Origin of the sequence: Rhodococcus sp. MS13 (genome assembly GCF_013277835.1) — a bacterium.
GTDB lineage: Bacteria > Actinomycetota > Actinomycetes > Mycobacteriales > Mycobacteriaceae > Rhodococcus_F > Rhodococcus_F erythropolis.
Window position 1 is genome coordinate 349,183 of record NZ_VBTL01000002.1, and the last position, 18,493, is coordinate 367,675.

Below are 18,493 nucleotides of genomic sequence, written 5' to 3' on the forward strand. Positions count from 1 at the left end.
CTTGTTCGCCCGGGATTGCGAGCGAACAAGCACCGATGTGTCTTAGAGACCCGCGGCCTGAGCGAGGCTCGGCAGGTAGGTGCTCGGCTGTCCGAAGAGCTGAGCGCTGCCGTGTGCACGCTTGAAGTACAGCTGAGCGTCGTGCTCCCAGGTGATTGCGATTCCGCCGTGCAACTGAACTGCTTCGGAGGTGATCTGCTGCAAGGCTTCCGAGCAGTAGACCTTCGCCACTGCCGCGTCGTCCGCCGACTGCGTCGCCACGGCGGCGTACGTCATCGACCGCGCCGTCTCGACCAACGTGTACATGTCGGCCATCCGGTGCTTGAGGGCTTGGAAAGAACCGATCGCGCGACCGAACTGCTTGCGCGACTTGGTGTATTCCACGGTCTGTTCGACGATCGCTGCGGCCGCTCCGACCTGTTCAGCGGACAACGCGATCAGAACGACGGTTCGGATGCGATCGACCAGATCTTCGGACCACTCCAGTGGCCGACCACGAACACCGGAGAACGTGACCTCCGCCAGCGTTCGCGTCGGATCCATGGTGGGGACGCGTCGGCGGGAGACGCCCTCGGCCGCGGGATCCACTTCGTAGAAGCCGTCGGCCGTGAGAACGAGCAGGGTGTCAGCGACGTGTCCGTCGAGGACGTACGACGCCGTGCCGGTCAACGCATCCTCGGTTGCCTCGACGCCGAAGGTGCTCCAACCCGCAGCCCCTGCCCAGCACAGGGCGAGCGTGCTCTCGCCGGACGCGACACCGGGCAGCAGTCGCGAGCATGCGTCGTTGTCACCGGAAAGCAGCAGTGCCTGTGCGGCAAGAATCGCCGAACCCAGCATCGGTGAGGGGGTCAGCGTGCGGCCCAGTTCCTCCTGGACCACATGTACCTCGCCCAAACCTGCTCCGACGCCGTCGAACTCCTCCGGAATCGCCAGCGCGGCGACGCCGATCTGCTCGCACAGCTTGCTCCACAACGCGGCGTCGTAGCCGATCTCTGTGGTGATGGCAGCGCGGACGGCAGCGGAGTCGGAATGCTTGCTCAGGAGATCGCGTACCGACGCACGTAGTGCTGCCTGGTCTTCGGTGTCGATGCTCATGATGCAACCAGCGCTTCGACGACGCGCGCACGATGCTCGGACGGTGTGCCCCAGGCGGTGAGCAATGCTCGTACCTTGGTGAGCCACAGTGAGAGATCGTGTTCCATCGTGTAGCCGATGGCGCCGTGAACCTGGAGTCCGACGCGGGCGGCCTTGTAAGCAGCATCCCCGCACGCGACCTTGGCGGCAGAAATGTCACGCGAGGCGTCGGCCGACTGATCGCGAACCGACAGAGCGGCACCGTGGAGCAGGGGGCGAGCCATTTCGAGCGAAACGGCAACTTCTGCCAGGTGGTGCTTCATTGCCTGGAACTGTCCGATGACCTTGCCGAACTGCTTGCGTTGCTTCGCGTATTCGGTGGTGACTTCGAGCAGCGTCTGGCCGAGACCTTGCAACTGTGCGGCGGTAGCGAGGGCACCCATGTCGAAAGCTGCGGAGAAGTCGGCGGAGCCCAGCGATTCGCCGGCGGAAACCTCGTAGAGCTTGCGGGAGAGATCCACCGATGCCTTGGCTTCGCCAGGGACGCCGAGTGAGACGGTGCCGTCCTGCGCGAGTAGAACCAGATCGACCGCATTGGCGTCGAGTGCGAACGGTGTGCGCGGGGGAGCGGCGACGGTTGCCAGCGAACCCTCGGCGAGAGCAGAGAGACGTTCCGGTGCAACGGAAGCCAGGAGCGTCGGTGCTACTGCGATGGTCTCGACGACCGGTCCGGGTACTGCGTGCCGACCGAGCTGTTCGAGTGCAACGACCAGGTCCACGGCGTCGGCGCCGAGTCCGTCGTGTTCTTCGGAGATGACGAGGCCGTTGACGCCGGTCTCGGCAAGGCGCTGCCAGAGCTTCTTGCCCGGCTCGGTGTCACCGTCGTTCCACGAACGGATGACGGAGGGCATGTCGGACTTGGTCAGCAGTGCATCGATGCTTGCAGCGAAGTCCTGGTGGGAGGAGTCGAGCGCGAATCTCATCGGTCCGCCTTCGGTAGGCCGAGCAGACGCTCAGCGATGACGTTTTTCTGAATCTCGTTGGTGCCTGCGTAGATCGGTCCGGACAGGGAGAACAGGTATCCGTCCATCCAGTTGTCGGCCAGCTCGGCTTCAGGGCCCTGCAGTTCGAGAGCAGTCTCGTGGGTGGCGATATCCCACTCGGACCAGAAGACCTTGTTGATCGAGGACTCGGCGCCGAGTTGTCCACCGTCGGCGAGACGGGTGACGGTACCGAATGTGTTGAGCTGGTAGGCGCGAGCGCCGATCCAGGCGTCGGCAACCTGGTTACGCAGAGCGCTGTCGTCGGTTCGTCCGCTGGACTTGTACAGCTCGAGCAGTCGGTCGACGGTGGCGAGGAAGCGGCCGGGGCTGCGCAGCGAGAGACCACGCTCGTTGCTCGCGGTGCTCATCGCGACGCGCCAACCTTCGTTGACGTTGCCGATCACACCCGACTCACCAGGGTTGGCCGGGTCGTCCGGCACGAAGACGTCTTCGAGGAAGATCTCGGCGAAGCCGGGCTCGCCGTCGAGTTGATCGATCGGGCGAACGGTGACGCCCTTCGAGCGCAGGTCGAACATGAAATACGTGATTCCCTTGTGGCGCTGCGCATCCGGATCGGAGCGGAACAAGCCGAAGCCCCAGTCGGCGTAGCTTGCGCGTGAGCTCCACGTCTTCTGACCGTTGAGCAGCCAGCCCCCGTCGACCTTCTTCGCACTCGAACGCAGGCTCGCGAGGTCGGAACCGGATTCGGGCTCGGACCAGGCCTGGGCCCAGATGTCGTCGGCACGAGCCATGCGCGGCATGATGCGAGCCAACTGCTCGGCATTTGCATGCTCGAACAGTGTGGGAGCCAACAAGAAGATGCCGTTCTGGCTTACGCGCCCGGGCGCGCCCGAGCGGTAATACTCCTCCTCGAAGATGACCCATTCGAGCAGGGACGCATCGCGTCCGCCGAGTTCCTTGGGCCAGGACACGACGGCGTAGCCGGCGTCGGCGAGAGTGTGCTCCCACTGACGGTGCTCTTCGAAGCCTTCGGCGGTATCCATCGACTTCAGGGGAGTGGCGGGCACATTCGCCTCCAGGAACGAGCGGACCTCGTCACGGAATGCGGTTGTGGCGTCGTCGAATACGAGATCCACTATTTTGTTCCTTCCTGCGGTGCGCGAGCACTGGCAGCCATGGCTTTGGCGTCGAGACCACCAAGCGAGTCTTTGCCGACCTCGGCGTTGTGAGCGTGAGCGAAGTGATGCAGACCGAAGACGGAGTCGATGCCGTTACGCATCCCCATCTGATCCTCGCACTGGTTGACGGCCTTTTTGGTCAAAGCCAGTCCGAAGCGCGGCATCTCGGCGATACGCCCGGCGAGCTCGAACGTCTCCTTCTCGAGATCCTTGCGGGCGACGACGCGATTGACCATGCCGATTTCGTAGGCGCGTTGCGCGGTGAATCGATCGCCGGTGAAGAGCATTTCCTTCGCGAAACGTGAACCGACCATCCACGGGTGCGCGAAGTATTCGACGCCGGGGATGCCCATGCGGACAACGGGATCGGAGAAGAAGGCGTCGTCGGCCGCGACGATCATGTCGCAGACCCAGGCGAGCATGAGCCCACCGGCAATGCAGGCGCCTTGGACCATCGCGATGGTGGGCTTGGGGATCTCCCGCCAACGGCGGCACATGCCCAGGTAGACCTCCATCTCGCGGGCGAAACGCTGGTCACCGCCTGGCTTGTCGACGTGATCCCACCACATGGTGGCCTTGTTCTCGTACTCGACGTGATGGTCGCGTCCCGGAGTTCCCAGGTCGTGTCCGGCGCTGAAGTGAGGTCCGTTGCCTGCCAGGACGATCACCTTCACGTCGTCGTCCTCGACGGCGCGCTGGAATGCCGCGTCGAGGGCGTACGTGACCACCGAGTTCTGGGCGTTGCGGTAGTCGGGTCGATTCAAGGTCACGACGGCGACCGAGTCACGAACCTCGTAGGTCACGACGTCGGCTTCGAAGGGAACGGTCATGATTGTTCCTCGCGCAGAACCGTTTTGAGGACCTTGCCCGAAGGGTTACGGGGCAGGTGATCTACGAAGCGCACCTCGCGGGGCACCTTGAAGCCTGCGATCTTCTCCTTGAGGAAAGCGATCACCGACTCTTCGGTGAGGCCGGCACCGTCGAGCTGGGCGATGTAGACGCGGCCCACCTCTCCCATCCGGTGATCGGGGATGCCGATGGCAGCAGACTCGTGGACGCCGGGCAGGCGAGCCAACATGCCCTCGATCTCGGCGGGGTAGACGTTGAATCCGCCGCTGACGTACATGTCTTTCAGGCGGTCGGTGATGTCGAGATAGCCACGCTCGTCGAGGGTTCCGACGTCTCCGGTGTGCAACCAGCCGTCGGCGTCGATTGCCTTGGCGGTGGATTCGGGGTCGTCGAGGTATCCGAGCATGACGTTCGGTCCACGAAGCAGGATCTCACCCTGGTCGCCGATCTTGACCTCGAAATCGGCTGTCGCGCGGCCGGAACTGGTGGAGACGGTGACCGGGTCGTCGTCGGTGCGGCACATGGTCGCGACCACTGCCTCGGTCAGACCGTATGCCGTGAGGACGGCGTCGAAAAGCTCTGCCTGCATGCGCTCGACGAGAGCAACCGGCACGGGTGCTGCGCCGGTGATCGCGATGCGGAGCGAGGACAGGTCGTATTCGCTGCGGCGGGGGTGATCGAGAATGGTCTGGTAGATCGTCGGGGCGCCAGGCAGGATGCTGATCTTTTCGCTGTTGACCAGGGCAAGAGTGTCGTCGATGTTGAAGACGGACACCGGCACGATCGTCGCGCCGTTCAGCAGGCAGACCAGGATTCCGGCCTTGTACCCGAAGGTGTGGAAGAACGGGCTGATGATGAGGAAGTTGTCGTCGGCGGTGACCTCGGCGCATTCACCCCACGACTTGGCGACAGCGATGGACTGACGATGCGCGGTGATCGCACCCTTGCTGCGTCCCGTGGTGCCGGAGGTGAAGAGGATGTCGCTGACGTCGTCTGGCTGCACCTTCGCAGCACGCGCATCGGCTTCGGTGCGGGCGGCGTCGGTGGCGAGCGCGAGGAAGTCCTCGAACTCGATGACGCCGTCACGGTCGTCGTCCCCGTCGATCGGTACCTGGATGACGGTCGGGATCGACAGGTCCGGGTTGGCGTCGAGCAACTGCTGATACCGATCGGCCTTGAGGAACGTGCCGACGACCACCAAGGCCGCGGCGTCGACGCGCTCGATGATGTCGAGAGCTTCGGTGCCGGTGTATCGAGTGTTGATCGGGATGATGGCCGCGCCGGCATATTGAGCGCCGAGCAGGGCGATCACCCAGTGGTACGTGTTGGGCGACCAGATGACGACGCGATCGCCTGCCTTCACCCCACGGTTGATCAGCGCGCCGGCGAAATCGCGGACACGTTGATGTAGCTGTGCGAAGGTCAGTCGGGTGTCGCCATCGGCGATAGCCGCGCGCTCACCGAACTCCTCGGCGGCCCGGATGAGGGCTGATGGGATGGTTCTCGGTTGTTCGGTCACTGGACTCCTACCTGACACGCTACCTAGCAAGTGCTTGGTAGGTTATCTTACATATGTGGACCAGAGCGAGAGCCCGGACGGGCAGATGACGGACGACGAGTTTGCGGCCACGGTCGCGCAGTGGTTGGCCGAGAACTTGACGGGCAAATTTGCCCAGCTCAAGGGTAAGGGCGGCCCCGGCAGTGAGCACGAGTTCTTCGAGCAACGACTCGAGTGGGACAAGCACCTCGCAGCCGCAGGATGGACGTGCCTCGGGTGGCCGAAGGAGTTCGGCGGGCGGGGAGCAAGCATCTCTCAGCAGGTCATCTTCCATCAGGAGTACGCGAAGGCCGGTGCGCCCGCTCGCGTCAGCCACATCGGTGAAGAGTTGCTCGGCCCGACGCTGATCGCGTACGGAACCGACGAGCAGAAGCGCCGATTCCTTCCTGGCATCAACACGGTCAGCGAACTGTGGTCGCAGGGCTACTCCGAGCCCGGCGCCGGTTCAGACCTCGCGAACGTCTCCACCACCGCACGCCTCGAAGACGGCAAGTGGATCATCAACGGCCAGAAGGTGTGGACCTCACTGGCTCACGTCGCACAGTGGTGCTTCGTGGTCTGCCGCACCGAGGTGGGCTCCAAGCGTCATCAGGGCTTGAGCTTCCTGTTGGTCCCGTTGGATCAGCCTGGTGTGACAGTTCGGCCCATCCAGCAGCTCACCGGTACGTCGGAGTTCAACGAGGTCTTCTTCGACGACGCCGTCACCGACGCCGATCTGGTGGTGGGGGAACCTGGCGAGGGCTGGAAGATCGCGATGGGGCTGCTCACCTTCGAGCGCGGGGTATCGACGCTCGGACAGCAGATCGGATTCGCTCGCGAGCTCCAGGGCGTCGTCGACCTGGCGAAGGCCAATGGCAGTAACCAGGATCCGCACATTCGCGAAAAGATCGCTCGCGCCTGGGTCGGACTGCGCGTGATGCGCGCCCACGCGATGCGTACTCTCGACGCGGTCGACGCCGGAACCGGTGGCGGCGAAGCGTCCGTCGCAAAACTGTTGTGGGCCAACTGGCATCGTGACCTGGGACAGCTGGCGATGGACGTGCAGGGTGCGTCGTCGTTGGTTGCACCGTGGGCGGATTCCGAAGGCAATGCCTCGGACATCACCGACCCCGAGCATCTTGAACTCGACGAGTGGCAGCGCCTCTTCCTCTTCACCCGCGCCGACACGATTTACGGCGGCTCCAACGAAATTCAGCGCAACATCATTTCCGAGCGCGTGCTCGGTCTTCCCCGAGAGGCTCGTTAATGTCTGACACCAAAGCCGCGTCCCCGCTTTCCGTTGCGCCCGAGGAAACCCCGGGCCACGGACTGCTCGCGGGCAAGAAGGCGATCATCACCGCCGCAGCCGGAACCGGCATCGGCTTCTCTACCGCGCGCCGGGTGCTTCTCGAGGGCGGCGACGTTCTCGTCTCCGACTTCCACGAGCGTCGGCTCGGCGAGACGGTGGAGAAGCTGAAGGCAGAGTTTCCCGGCCAGCAGGTCGAGTCCATCATCTGTGACGTCTCCAGCACCGAGCAGGTCGACGCGTTGTTCGTCGGCGCGGCCGAGAAGTTGGGACGTATCGACATCGTCGTCAACAACGCGGGCCTGGGCGGCGAAACACCCGTCGTCGACATGACGGACGATCAGTGGGATCGCGTTCTCGACATCACCCTCAACAGCACCTTCCGTTCGACGCGTGCCGCGCTGCGGTACTTCAAGAGCGTTCCGCATGGCGGTGTTCTGGTGAACAACGCGTCCGTTCTCGGTTGGCGGGCGCAGCATTCCCAGGCTCACTACGCCGCAGCCAAGGCGGGCGTCATGGCACTGACTCGGTGCAGCGCTATCGAAGCCGCGGAGTACGGGGTCCGTATCAACGCGGTCTCGCCCTCCATCGCGCGTCACGCGTTTTTGGCGAAGGTCACCAGTGAGGAACTGCTCGACCAGTTGGCTTCCGGTGAGGCCTACGGCCGCGCCGCGGAGGTCTGGGAGATCGCAACGGTCATCGCGATGCTCGCCAGCGATTACTCCACATACATGACCGGCGAGATCGTCTCCGTTTCTTCGCAGAGGGCCTAGCGTCCCCGTGCGCGGTTAAAGAGTCCCCGGACTCGCTGACCGCGCACAGGGGAAGGCCCTGGATAGGATTGAATACATGACGCCACCTCGAAATTCCGACGAATCAAACGGCAAGTCCGGGCGCCGCGACGAGCTGCTCGAGATCGCGGCGGGGCTGTTCGCCGATCGCGGAGTGCGCGCGACGACCGTCCGCGACATCGCCGACGCCGCCGGGATCCTGTCCGGCAGCCTGTATCACCATTTCGATTCCAAAGAGTCGATGGTCGACGAGATCCTGCACCAGTTCCTCGACGAACTCTTCGGAAAATACCGCGAGATCGTCGCGGCGGGGTTGGACAGTCGCGCGACGCTCGAAGCGCTGGTGGTGACCTCCTACGAGGCCATCGACGCCTCACATTCGGCTGTGGCGATCTACCAGGACGAGGTCAAGCACCTCGTCGGGAACGAGCGCTTCGCTTACCTGGCCGAGCGCAACACCGAATTCCGGGACCTGTGGGTCGGCGTCCTCGAAGCCGGCGTCGCGGACGGGACCTTCCGTTCCGACATCGACGTCGAGTTGGTCTTCCGATTCATGCGAGACACCGTGTGGGTCGCGGTTCGCTGGTACCGCCCGGGTGGATCCCTCTCGGCTCACGCCGTCGCGGCTCAATATCTCGCGATCGTGCTCGACGGGCTCTCCGATCCGGCTACAACTTCAGAAGCTATTGCTGAATCAACTTCAAGAACTATTGCTGCACAACGAAACTAGGAGCTAACGCTATGTCCGAGGTTTACATCGTCGACGCCATTCGCACACCGATCGGCAAGAGGGGTGGCGCGCTGTCCGGCGTGCACCCCATCGATCTCGGTGCGCACGTCGTCAAGGCACTGGTCGAGCGCACCGGTATCGACCCCAGTGACGTCGACGACGTGATCTTCGGTTGCGTCGACGCCATCGGCGGCCAGGCCGGCAACATCGCCCGTATGTCGTGGCTCGCAGCGGGATTCCCGGAGCACGTTCCCGGTGTGACGGTCGACCGTCAGTGTGGTTCGAGCCAGCAGGCAGTGCACTTCGGCGCTCAGGCCATCCTGTCGGGCACCGCGGATCTGATCGTTGCCGGCGGCGTTCAGAACATGAGCCAGATTCCGATCTCGGCAGCGATGATCGTCGGTCAGCAGTACGGATTCGACACGCCGACTTCGGGTTCGGTCGGTTGGACCGAGCGTTACGGTGACCAGGAAGTCTCGCAGTTCAAGGGCGCCGAAATGATCGCCGAGAAGTGGGACATCAGCCGCGAAGAGCTCGAGAAGTGGGCCCTGCAGAGCCATGAGCGCGCCAAGGCTGCAATCGCCGCGGGTCGCTTCGACAACGAGATCGTTGCCATGGGCGACGCGACCGTCGACGAAGGACCCCGCGAGACCAGCCTCGAAAAGATGGCGACGCTCAAGGTTCTCGTCGAAGACGGCCGCATGACCGCAGCGGTGGCCAGCCAGATCTCCGACGGTGCGAGTGCGCTGCTGCTGGCGTCGGCGGAAGCGGTGGAGAAGTACAACCTCAAGCCCCGCGCCCGGATTCATCACCTCAGCGCCCGCGGCGACGACCCGATCTTCATGCTCAGTGCGCCGATCCCGGCCACGAAGCATGCTCTCGCGAAGGCCGGTCTGAGCATCGAGGACATCGACATCGTCGAGATCAACGAAGCTTTTGCCCCGGTCGTCCTGGCCTGGATCAAGGAGATCGGCGCAGATCCGGCCAAGGTCAACGTCAACGGCGGCGCGATCGCACTCGGTCACCCGCTCGGCGCCACCGGCACCAAGCTGATGGCGACCCTGCTCAACGAACTCGAGCGCACCGGCGGTCGTTACGGCCTGCTGACCATCTGTGAAGGTGGCGGCACCGCAAACGCGACGATTATCGAGCGGCTCTGACGCCTTGCTGTGCGCCTTTATTAACCGCCGGCGGTTAATAAAGGCGCACAGCAGTTAGTTGTTCGGCACATCCGCAACCTTGATGTCGAAGTTCGCACTTTCACCGTCAACGCTGGTCACGGTAGCTGTGACGTCGTATTCGGTGCCCTGCTCGGTCAGGATGCACGTGATCGATGCGCCGACTTCTGCGTCGAGGTTCTCCGGACACGTCACGTCGTCAGGTGGCTCGCCGATCTTCTCGGCGAGTTGAGTGGAGATCTGACTTGCGACTTCGGACTTGTCCACTTGCGGCGTCCCGACGCTTGCCGAGCACGCTCCCGTGGCCAATGCCGCGGAGAGCAAGACGATTCCAACTGCAGGCCTCTTTGTCATGTGAACTCCCAGGGTGCGCCGGTGCTCGCTGCTGCCACCTCGGGGATTACCGCATTCGGGACTGTTCAACCGACTTACTCGACGCCGTTTGCCGAGCTCAGCGTCGGCGGACCGTCAAGTTGAAGCCTTCGGGCATCAGGGTGAGCCGTTCGGCCACCTTCAACTCGTAGTCCGGATCGGCTTCGATCGTATATTTCTGCAAGATGGTGCCCAACACGAGGACCGCTTCGTGAATGGCGAATTGTCTTCCGATGCAGGCACGTTCACCTGTTCCGAACGGCTTGTACACGTGCGCCGGCCTGGCCTTGATGTTGGCAGGTAGGAAGCGATCCGGATCGAAAGCCTCGGGATCGTTGCCCCACACGGGATCGCGATGAAGTGACGGGATGAGCACGAGCATCCAATCGCCCTTCTTCATCGGATACTTGCCGACGAGCGTGGTGTCTTCGAGCGCCGCACGGCCGTAGGCGGGAGCGGTCGGCCACAGACGCAGCGATTCGTCGAGGACGCGTCGTACGTATCGAAGTTTCGCGATCTTCTCGAAGGCGGGCTCCTCGCCCTCCCAGACCTTGTCGACCTCGGCTTGCGCCTTGGCCAGCACGTCAGGGTTTCGTGACAGGTAGTACAGCGCGAACGACAACGCGCCGGAGGTGGTTTCGTGTCCCGCGACGAGGAAGGTCACGACCTGATGGCGGATGTTCAGTTCGTCGATACGGTTGGGATCGTTTTCGCGTGCCGCCCGCAGCATCAGTTCGAGAAGATCTTCCGGCCCCGGTTCGGTACTTGTCCGCCGGGCACGGATCACCTCGTCCACAACCTCGGCCATGTACGCCTTGCGGACCTCGTCACGTTGATCGGCCCGACGTGCGAGGACTCGCCCCAGGGCCGTCGACTTCAAGAACGTCGTGCGTTGTGAATGGGAGAGAGCGCCGACCATCGCCTTGACGAACGGGTGCTGCTCTTCACGTTCGAAAGAGTCGAACGAGTAGCTGAATCCAGTGCGTCCGATGGTCTCCAACGTCAGCTTGGTCATGTCTGCCGAGACGTCGATGGGGGAGTCGCTGTCACGACTGTCCCAATGGTCGACCAGCTCGCCGGCCACGTCGAGCATGGTGCGGTGGTACGAGCGCATCGCAGTCTGGCTGAACGCCGGGGCCAGGAGATTGTGCGCCTTGCCCCAGTTGGGTTCGTGGTTGTACGCAGTGAACAGTCCGTCGCCGCCGATTCCGCGGAGTGCTTTGACTCCAGGCGCAAGGTGCTTCGCGAACCGGGACTCGTCGGACAGTTCTGCCACCATGTCCGCGCCCGAGGCGAAGACGAAGCGATTTCCCAGGACATTTCTCTCGAAGATCGGGCCGAGTTCGCGCCCGATGCTCACGGAGTTCTGCAGCGGCGTCCGGATATTGATCCCGAGGACGTCCCCGAGGACTGGCAGGCGCCATGCCGGATGCGGAATCCGAGCATCGGTCGTCGCCTCTGGAGTGGTGTCGACGCTCATGGTGTGTCCCCCGGGTGAGATCGCTTACTGAATTGGTGTCTAGTACGCAAAGTACGCCTTACTGAATCGGTGTCAAGTAGTAATCTGACTTGTCTATGGTCGCACCACGAAAACGCCTGGACCGAGAGCAGCGGCGCACGCAGTTGCTCGACATCGGCGCGCAACTTTTTGCCGATCGTTCGTACGAGGACGTCTGGATCGAAGAGGTCGCCGAGATTGCGGGCGTCTCGCGCGGGTTGATGTACCACTACTTTCCGACCAAGCGAGACTTCTTCGCCGCAATCGTCGAGCGCGAATCGCAGCACCTGCTCGAGGTGACCGCACCGGACGCGACGCTACCGGTGCGCGAACAGGTGGCAGCCGGGTTGGACGCCTACTTCGCGTACGTGAAGTCGCACAGCAGGGGAGTACGCGCCATCAACGTGGGGACGCTCTCCGCCGAGGCCGGTATCCGAGCGATCGTCGAACGGGAACTCGAACAGCAGCAGATTCGAATCCTCGACGCACTGGAATTCGAGGGTGAAAGAAGACAGATCGCTGCCGTCGCAGTTCGGGGATGGATCGCATTCGTCCGAGCTGTCTGCCTCGACTGGCTCGATCAACCTTCCATACCGCAGGAAGAGTTGAGAGTGATTTGTCTGCGGACCCTCTCCGGAGCGTTGGGCATCGACCTCGAAACGTGAAATGCCGACCGCGTGGGAGCGGCCGGCATTTCCACGGACAAGTCTGATCAGTCGAGCGTCGAATAGAGATCGTCCCAGCCCTTGGCTACGTACATGTTGGTGTAGATGGATCCGTAGTACGTACTGCCGCGCAGAACGGTGACGTTCCCGGCCTGCACAGCCGGAAGTCGTTGCCACAACTTGTTGTCCGAGAGCTGATCGAAGGTGGTGTCGCTGCTGTCGGTGACGGAAACCATGAACGCGTCGCAATCGCGAAGGCGATCCATCTCCTCGATGCTCAGTCGCCCCTGATTGTCGAAACCGGTTGTGTTCAATGTTCTTCCACCGATGTCGGCGAGCGTCATGTCGGTGGGCTGGCGATTCTTCTTACCGGTTTCCTCCGACACAGGCAGGCTGTCGATGTAGATCGTGGCCTTGTCCGGACTGTAGGACAAACTCGCGACGGTCTTTCCCGCGATCGCCGAAGCGTGTCGAGAGCGGATGTCGGTGATCAGAGCGTCATAGTCGGTGATCAGGCGATCCATGGTGGGTGTTCGGCCCAACCAATCGGAGAGTCGGGTGAGATTTTCTCGCCACGTCTGCCTCGATTCGGTCGTCAGGACGGGAGCGATGGCTTGGAGTTTTGCAGCGGGCCAGTACTCGTTGTCGGCGTTGACGCAGATGATGAGATCGGGTGCGAGTCCGAGGATCTGCTCCAGATTGGGCTTGTCGCTGAGGTATTCGGCCGAGCCGTCGACGGGAACCCACTCGGTGGCGGGCGAGATGTTGTATCCGAAGACCGGTAGTTCCAGGGCAATGGCGAGCTCGAGGTCGGTGCGGGCGTCGACGGCCAAGACCCGCTTGGGGTTGGTCGGTATGTCGTAAGGTCCCAACGGTGTGGTGACGGTGCGCATTTGAGTGTCGTCAGATGTACCCGAACCGTCACTGGAACTGCAGGACGACAGAATTGTTGCTACTGCTGCCATCCCGGCTCCGATGCCGAATTGGCGACGGGTCAGTGCGTCGGCTAGCTCTTGCCAGGCGCGTTCGTCCAGCACGGTAGGTGTGGTGGTCAGCATTTTTCGATACCCTTCGGTCTGAGTCCGTATCGATCGTAGGGTCGGCGATACCAGATCACCTATATCGAAAACCGCCTGATACTAGTCGATTTCGGCCATTGTTCGTGACTTGCGGGTGATCGTTGCGCCGAAGGCGGCGGCGAGCGGGAACATGAGAACGCCGTACACCGCAGCCGGCACTGCCAATTGCACGTTGCCGAGGAGACTGACGGCGATGGTGATCGCCAACGTGCTGTTGTGGATGCCGATTTCCATGGAACTGGCGATTGCCTGACGATCCTCGATGCCGAATATCCGGGGAACGATGTAACCGATCGACAGACTCAGCAGGCAGAACAAGGCAGCGACGACGCCGATGTCGACGAGATAGTCCGCGATGTTCTCGCGCTCGGAAACAACCGTTCCGACGATCACCAGTGCCAGAACCACCGCGGATCCGATGCGGACGGGCTTGTCCATCCGCTCGGCAAAGGCGCTCGAGCGCAACCGAACCCACATTCCGAGGGCGACAGGAATCAATACGACGGCAAAGACCTGAAGCACCTTCGTGAACTGAAGCCCGAGAGTGCCGTCCGCGTCCTCGGGTTCGAAGTAACCCAACGCGAAGTTGGTGATCAGGGGAAGAGTGACCACCGCTATCACCGAATTGACCGCAGTCAGTGTCACATTGAGAGCAACATCGCCGCGGAACAGATGGCTGAACAGGTTTGCCGTCGTGCCGCCCGGTGATGCGGCGAGGAGCATCATGCCGACCGCGAGCAGTGGGTCGAGGTCGAACAACGTGACCAATCCGAAGGCCGCGGCCGGGAGCAACAACAACTGACAGATCAGGGCGATCGAAACGGCCTTCGGCGCTTTTGCCACGCGGGCGAAATCTCCGACCGTCAGGGAAAGCCCGAGGCCGAACATGATGATGGCGAGTGCGGCGGGTAGGCCGACGGAGGTGAGTGCAGAGTCCATGAGTTAGTGGCTACTTCCAGTCACTGGGGGAATTTCACTGAAACTACCGTGATGCCCGGATCTGCGTGGCAGTTTGGATACATTGGTGTATCGAACCGTGACGGCGTCGGTGAGCAGGGTTATCGTCGAATTATGTGCCGAAACATCACTGAACTTCGTGGACTCGAGCCCGCTGCTACGCCCGAGGAGATCGAGGCCGCCTCTCGCCAATACGTACGTAAGGTGAGTGGAATAGCCAAGGTGTCCGACGCGAACCGAGACGCCTTCGAACAGGCGGTGCGTGAGGTGACCGAAACGACGACGCGCCTGCTCAGCGCATTGCCGCCTCGCAGACAGCCACCTCAGACCGTCCCGCCGTTGCGTCGTCCGGAAGTACAGGCGCGGATCGCTGCTCGTTCGTCCTGACCCGAGTGGATCTCACAGATATCGACGTATGGGACGTCGAACCGTTGGATCAGCTGTCAGCTGGGCTGGAGGGCGTTCTGGTCGCTCATCGTGTCCGCGACATCCGGCGACGGCTGGATACGCTGCGCAAAGAGGCCGTCGCCGACGACTTGCATATTCGTCAGGACGGAACGGTCTCTGCCGTTGCGCCCATCGCCGACGGCCACCCGCTCCACGTGCATGCCCAGTTGCTCGAGGTCGCGGTGCGAGAACTGATCGGTGAGGCACTGCTGGTCAGCGCGGATCTTCATCATGCGTTGTCTCTGCGGTCTCAGGTCGGCACCGACCTCCGTGACAAAGCTGTGCGTGTGGGGGAGGAGTGGCGAGCGTTCAGCCCTGATCGGCAGCGTCAGATGTTGCGTCATGCACCCGGCCTGATCGCCAACCTCGACGGAATTCCTTCTGCGGTTCGTAGTCCGGCCAATCTCGATCGAATTCAATCGGAACGAGCACGGCTGCAAGATGATTCAGTCCGAATCTCGCAAGAACTCCACCGTGAGTTCTTCGGCGGCAGGCTGAGTAACACAGGGGCGGGCCAGTGGTACGCCGAACGCAAACTCGAGGATCTGGACGCGCTCGACGAGTTGTTTCGCGCCGAACCTTGTCGACGGTTACTGCTCATGGACATGCGCTCGGGTGAACGCGGCTTCGCGGCAATCGCGATCGGTGATCCGGACACAGCGGATCACATCTCCGTGACGATTCCCGGACTGAACACCAACGTCAAGGACTCGATGCGCGGAATGGTCGGCGAGGCAACACGATTACGAGCCGAGGCGATGCGCCAACTCGAACTGGCCGGCCGAAAGGAGAGCGTGGCCACCATCGCCTGGATCGGATACGACGCGCCACAGGTGATCGGGCCGGGAAAGTTCGACATCGGTCGGGCCAGCTTCGACGTAAGTCGATCGTCCAAGGCAGGCATAGCCGCCGACGCATTGGGTAGCTTCTTTCACGGTCTTCGTGCTGCGTCGGTCAACGACCGAGTCCATATCACCGCGTTGGGTCACTCCTACGGATCGCTTGCGACTTCTCTTGCGCTGCAACGCGGGGCAAGCGCAGCGGTCGACGACGTGGTGTTCTACGGTTCACCCGGCGTGCGGGCCAAGGTGGAGTCGGACCTCGGTATCGCCGACCGCCACGTCTACGTCATGAAAGCGGAAGGCGACAGTATCGCGGGGTTCGGCCGTTTCGGTGGCGATCCGACACGCACCGAGTTCCACCGATTGTCCACGGCCGAGGGGATCACCCCGGACGGTGTCAAACACGAGCGGGCTTTCGGTCATGCGGAGTACGCGAGAACCGGGGACAACGGAGAACTGCGGATGTCGGGTTACAACCTCGCGGTTGTGGTTGCCGGACTGCCGGAGTTGGCCGTTGTGGCCTGACCTGCTGACTTGCTCTACCGATTCATCGCACCCGGGGGCGGGCTGATGGTCTGGTGTCCTCCGGGCGGAGGCTTGGAAGGAGACGAAACCCCGCCCGAGGCGCTCGCGCGCGAATTGGACGAGGAGATCGGCTTGCGTGACTGCGGCGACGCCACCCATGTGTGGCATGAGGAGATCCATGATCCGACGATATTGCCGGGTTGGGACGGTGCGATCAACGACTACTTCCTCGTGCCGGTAGCGGCCGCACAATGGTCGAGAAGTGTTCGGGCCACGCGATTTACCCGACCGGTTTGCACGCCTGGTCAAGGATGGATCACCGAGTTCGCTGGAACAGTTTGTTCGGGCACCATGAGGGCCGCGAGGCATCGCCGTATTCGAGCATTTCGGCATCGAAACACGGCTAAGCTGGGGGTATGGAGCACTACGTGCGCAAGGAGCCCATCCCGTACGCGTCTACGGCTGCGCCGGTCAGTTCTCACAACCGGTTGGCAAGGACGGCCCAAAAACTGTGGATGGCTCTCCGAGGGCTGATGCGTGATCGGAAGGCGAGTCAGTACACCTCGCTCGCACCGCGTCATCCCGACGGATCACGTACCGCCGTAATGTCTTTCAACAGCAGCGGCGGACGGGCTGGATCGGGCGGGGCATGAAGGTCGCTAGTACGACGCTGCCCGGGGTCCGTCGAATTCTCGACGAACACCGGGCAGCGACGCACTACTTGGGATGGGCTCAGCGGAGGTACTGTCCGCAAACCGGCCACGCGCCGGCACCCTGACCGGCAAGGACGTTTTCCGCGACGCGGACCTGTTCTGCCTGGCTGGCGTTGGCGGCACTGCCGGCTCCGCCGTAGGCTTCCCACGTGCTCTGGCTGAACTGGAGCCCGCCGTAGTAGCCGTTTCCGGTGTTCGCGGCCCAGTTGCCCGAAGATTCGCATTCTGCGACACCCGACCAGTCGTGGGTGGCTGCGGATGCGGTGCCGGCGCTCAGTCCGAGGGCTCCGGCTGCGAGGGCTCCGGCTGCGGCGACAGAGGCAAGGGCACGGGTAACGGTGGTCTTGGTCATTTTTGGTAAATCCTCTCGAGTCCCGCCGACGGAGGACGGTGACCGTCTCAGCTCCGCTCCCACCACTAGGAATGTTGTCGAGTCCGAACCGCGGGGTGGGACGGGCGGTGGCGATTCGGTAATGCCCGGTTGATCGGGCTGTCACCAACCATAAGAGATGATTACGGATTGGTCACGGGTCGGCGTGTCGACGCATGTTTGTGCAACAGAAATGCATCAAAGAGTGTTTTCCCAGGTGGCGTGGCGATATGCCACCTCTCTCGGCGTTACATAATCGAGATAAAGTGTGATGCAAGTCACTGGAAATGCGTCTTGATGGCGTCGGTATGTGGCGAATGTGGCGCTCGATCGGCCGGTTTTGTCGATTTTCCGGCCCCAGTTCTGGTCACACAGGAGGCTGTGTCGAACCGCGATCTATTGTCGACCGACCGTCCCGATTTACCTGTGGGGCAGCAGAATTGAAAACGAATTACGCGCTGCTGGCTCAGACGAGATTCTTGCTCGCCTTGATCCGACGACGGATGTCGCGCATCTGAATGGTGTTGCCGGCCTGACGAACGGAGCGTGGAATGAACCTGTTGACGAACGACACGAAAATGAAGAGGTGTTCGAACCGGCGGCGGTCGTCTTCGGTCCACTCGAGGTCGAGTTGGTCGCGGTAGATCGGTGGAAGGAATCCGACCGTCAGGAACCGCAACAAGTTTCGGAATACCAGGCGTATCGGCCAAGCGATCATCTGTAGATTGACCAGGTCGATCAGATACTGCTTGGTGCGTTCGTCGATCACGACGCGTTCGCAACCGAGGTTCCAGTAGCGCTCGAAGTCTGCGCGTGTGGCCGGCCACATCTCTTCGGTGACCTGCAGTGTCGTTCCCAAAGTCGATGCGGACTGATAGAACGACTCCGCCTGTTCTTCCGACATCTTGCCGTGCAGCAACTGATGACTGTCTTCGAAACCGATGAACAGGCAAGCAGCAACCCATAATTGGAGTTCGCGATTGAAGGCGTTGTACTTGACCGGGCTGTTCGCATCCGACTTCACATGTCGGTGTACCGAATTCACGGCCTCGCGGTAGGCCTTTCGCTCTTCCGCGTTGCCCAGGATCGCGACCGTCAGGTACTGCGTTGTGGTTCGTGCGCGCTTCCACGGATGCGCTGTCAGAGCACCAGATTCGACCTTGCTCTCCATGACGCCGTACGCCACCTCGGGCCAACCGAGTTGCAGGATGACGTTGGCAGCGGCTCCGGCGAACGACCAGAAATCGAGTGCGTCGGTGATGTGTGCGGGTTTACGTGCCCACCGCCTACGCTCCGCCGTGATGGTGATGCGTGTCTGATCGGTCCGAAGAGACGACTCGGACTTTTCCGAATCCAGGTAGTGAGTGGGCATGGATCT

Annotated in this window: 18 protein-coding genes and 1 pseudogene; 8 read left to right on the plus strand and 11 right to left on the minus strand. The window is 62.3% G+C overall.

The genetic code is table 11. The features are described from left to right. Positions 1 to 42: 42 nt before the first annotated feature. The 5 genes from FEZ59_RS04055 to FEZ59_RS04075 are packed head-to-tail and all read right to left on the minus strand — an operon-like array spanning position 43 to position 5,624. Complete coding sequence (locus FEZ59_RS04055; protein WP_003945931.1) at positions 43 to 1,095, minus strand: acyl-CoA dehydrogenase family protein; 1,053 nt, start codon at positions 1,093 to 1,095, stop codon at positions 43 to 45. Next, complete coding sequence (locus FEZ59_RS04060) at positions 1,092 to 2,057, minus strand: acyl-CoA dehydrogenase (protein ID WP_020906274.1); 966 nt, start codon at positions 2,055 to 2,057, stop codon at positions 1,092 to 1,094. Before FEZ59_RS04060 ends, FEZ59_RS04055 begins: the two co-directional genes overlap by 4 nt. Next, positions 2,054 to 3,214, minus strand: a complete 1,161-nt coding sequence (locus FEZ59_RS04065; RefSeq protein WP_007734181.1) for an acyl-CoA dehydrogenase family protein — start codon at positions 3,212 to 3,214, stop codon at positions 2,054 to 2,056. Before FEZ59_RS04065 ends, FEZ59_RS04060 begins: the two co-directional genes overlap by 4 nt. Next, positions 3,214 to 4,086 (minus strand): enoyl-CoA hydratase, encoded by an 873-nt coding sequence (locus tag FEZ59_RS04070; protein ID WP_172932274.1) that lies wholly within the window; start codon positions 4,084 to 4,086, stop codon positions 3,214 to 3,216. The genes FEZ59_RS04065 and FEZ59_RS04070 overlap by 1 nt, the downstream gene beginning before the upstream one ends. Continuing rightward, positions 4,083 to 5,624, minus strand: coding sequence for a FadD3 family acyl-CoA ligase (locus FEZ59_RS04075; protein WP_019746946.1), 1,542 nt, complete (start codon positions 5,622 to 5,624; stop codon positions 4,083 to 4,085). The genes FEZ59_RS04070 and FEZ59_RS04075 overlap by 4 nt, the downstream gene beginning before the upstream one ends. A 55-nt stretch (positions 5,625 to 5,679) precedes the next feature. Between FEZ59_RS04075 and FEZ59_RS04080 the strand changes: the two genes are divergently transcribed. The 4 genes from FEZ59_RS04080 to FEZ59_RS04095 all read left to right on the plus strand — a co-directional run bounded on the left by FEZ59_RS04080 (position 5,680) and on the right by FEZ59_RS04095 (position 9,629). Next, on the plus strand, positions 5,680 to 6,909 hold the full coding sequence (locus FEZ59_RS04080) for an acyl-CoA dehydrogenase family protein (RefSeq protein ID WP_172932275.1): 1,230 nt from the start codon (positions 5,680 to 5,682) through the stop codon (positions 6,907 to 6,909). Further along, positions 6,909 to 7,721 carry an SDR family oxidoreductase gene (locus FEZ59_RS04085; protein WP_003945582.1) on the plus strand — a complete coding sequence of 271 codons (813 nt, stop codon included), beginning with the start codon at positions 6,909 to 6,911 and terminating at the stop codon, positions 7,719 to 7,721. The genes FEZ59_RS04080 and FEZ59_RS04085 overlap by 1 nt, the downstream gene beginning before the upstream one ends. A 76-nt stretch (positions 7,722 to 7,797) precedes the next feature. Continuing rightward, positions 7,798 to 8,469: a TetR/AcrR family transcriptional regulator gene (locus FEZ59_RS04090; protein ID WP_020968472.1), complete on the plus strand. Its 672-nt coding sequence runs from the start codon at positions 7,798 to 7,800 to the stop codon at positions 8,467 to 8,469. Positions 8,470 to 8,480: 11 nt separating this feature from the next. Next, entirely contained in the window at positions 8,481 to 9,629 is a 1,149-nt protein-coding gene (locus FEZ59_RS04095) for an acetyl-CoA C-acetyltransferase (RefSeq protein ID WP_003945727.1), read from the plus strand. A 54-nt stretch (positions 9,630 to 9,683) separates the two neighbouring features. Here the strand turns inward: FEZ59_RS04095 and FEZ59_RS04100 are convergent, their stop codons facing one another. Continuing rightward, positions 9,684 to 10,001 carry a DUF4333 domain-containing protein gene (locus FEZ59_RS04100; protein WP_020906277.1) on the minus strand — a complete coding sequence of 106 codons (318 nt, stop codon included), beginning with the start codon at positions 9,999 to 10,001 and terminating at the stop codon, positions 9,684 to 9,686. A 97-nt stretch (positions 10,002 to 10,098) separates the two neighbouring features. Beyond that, complete coding sequence (locus tag FEZ59_RS04105; protein WP_020906278.1) at positions 10,099 to 11,499, minus strand: cytochrome P450; 1,401 nt, start codon at positions 11,497 to 11,499, stop codon at positions 10,099 to 10,101. 95 nt (positions 11,500 to 11,594) lie between these two features. Here FEZ59_RS04105 and FEZ59_RS04110 point away from each other — a divergent pair, with 95 nt between their 5' ends. Beyond that, entirely contained in the window at positions 11,595 to 12,182 is a 588-nt protein-coding gene (locus tag FEZ59_RS04110) for a TetR/AcrR family transcriptional regulator (protein WP_020906279.1), read from the plus strand. A gap of 47 nt (positions 12,183 to 12,229) precedes the next feature. Here FEZ59_RS04110 and FEZ59_RS04115 read toward each other — a convergent pair whose 3' ends face one another. Next, positions 12,230 to 13,240, minus strand: coding sequence for an ABC transporter substrate-binding protein (locus tag FEZ59_RS04115; protein ID WP_172932276.1), 1,011 nt, complete (start codon positions 13,238 to 13,240; stop codon positions 12,230 to 12,232). 81 nt (positions 13,241 to 13,321) lie between these two features. After that, positions 13,322 to 14,200, minus strand: coding sequence for a bile acid:sodium symporter family protein (locus tag FEZ59_RS04120; protein WP_020906281.1), 879 nt, complete (start codon positions 14,198 to 14,200; stop codon positions 13,322 to 13,324). Positions 14,201 to 14,332: 132 nt separating this feature from the next. Between FEZ59_RS04120 and FEZ59_RS04125 the strand changes: the two genes are divergently transcribed. Genes FEZ59_RS04125 through FEZ59_RS29930 form a run of 3 tightly spaced genes read left to right on the plus strand, consistent with a single transcriptional unit; the run spans position 14,333 to position 16,566 of the window. Further along, entirely contained in the window at positions 14,333 to 14,605 is a 273-nt protein-coding gene (locus tag FEZ59_RS04125) for a DUF2277 domain-containing protein (protein WP_003945457.1), read from the plus strand. Between the two features lie 5 nt (positions 14,606 to 14,610). Continuing rightward, entirely contained in the window at positions 14,611 to 16,032 is a 1,422-nt protein-coding gene (locus tag FEZ59_RS04130) for an alpha/beta hydrolase (RefSeq protein WP_029254493.1), read from the plus strand. Between the two features lie 45 nt (positions 16,033 to 16,077). Continuing rightward, a complete protein-coding gene (locus FEZ59_RS29930) occupies positions 16,078 to 16,566 on the plus strand; it encodes an NUDIX hydrolase (protein ID WP_242459715.1) in 489 nt (162 codons plus the stop codon). 204 nt (positions 16,567 to 16,770) lie between these two features. On the opposite strand, the pseudogene FEZ59_RS04140 reads toward FEZ59_RS29930, so the two are convergent. Both FEZ59_RS04140 and FEZ59_RS04145 read right to left on the minus strand, forming a co-directional pair. Then, positions 16,771 to 17,097 (minus strand): annotated as a pseudogene (locus tag FEZ59_RS04140) (transglycosylase family protein); the annotation flags it as partial. Positions 17,098 to 17,581: 484 nt separating this feature from the next. Further along, positions 17,582 to 18,487 carry an oxygenase MpaB family protein gene (locus tag FEZ59_RS04145; RefSeq protein ID WP_054825135.1) on the minus strand — a complete coding sequence of 302 codons (906 nt, stop codon included), beginning with the start codon at positions 18,485 to 18,487 and terminating at the stop codon, positions 17,582 to 17,584. Positions 18,488 to 18,493 lie beyond the last annotated feature (6 nt).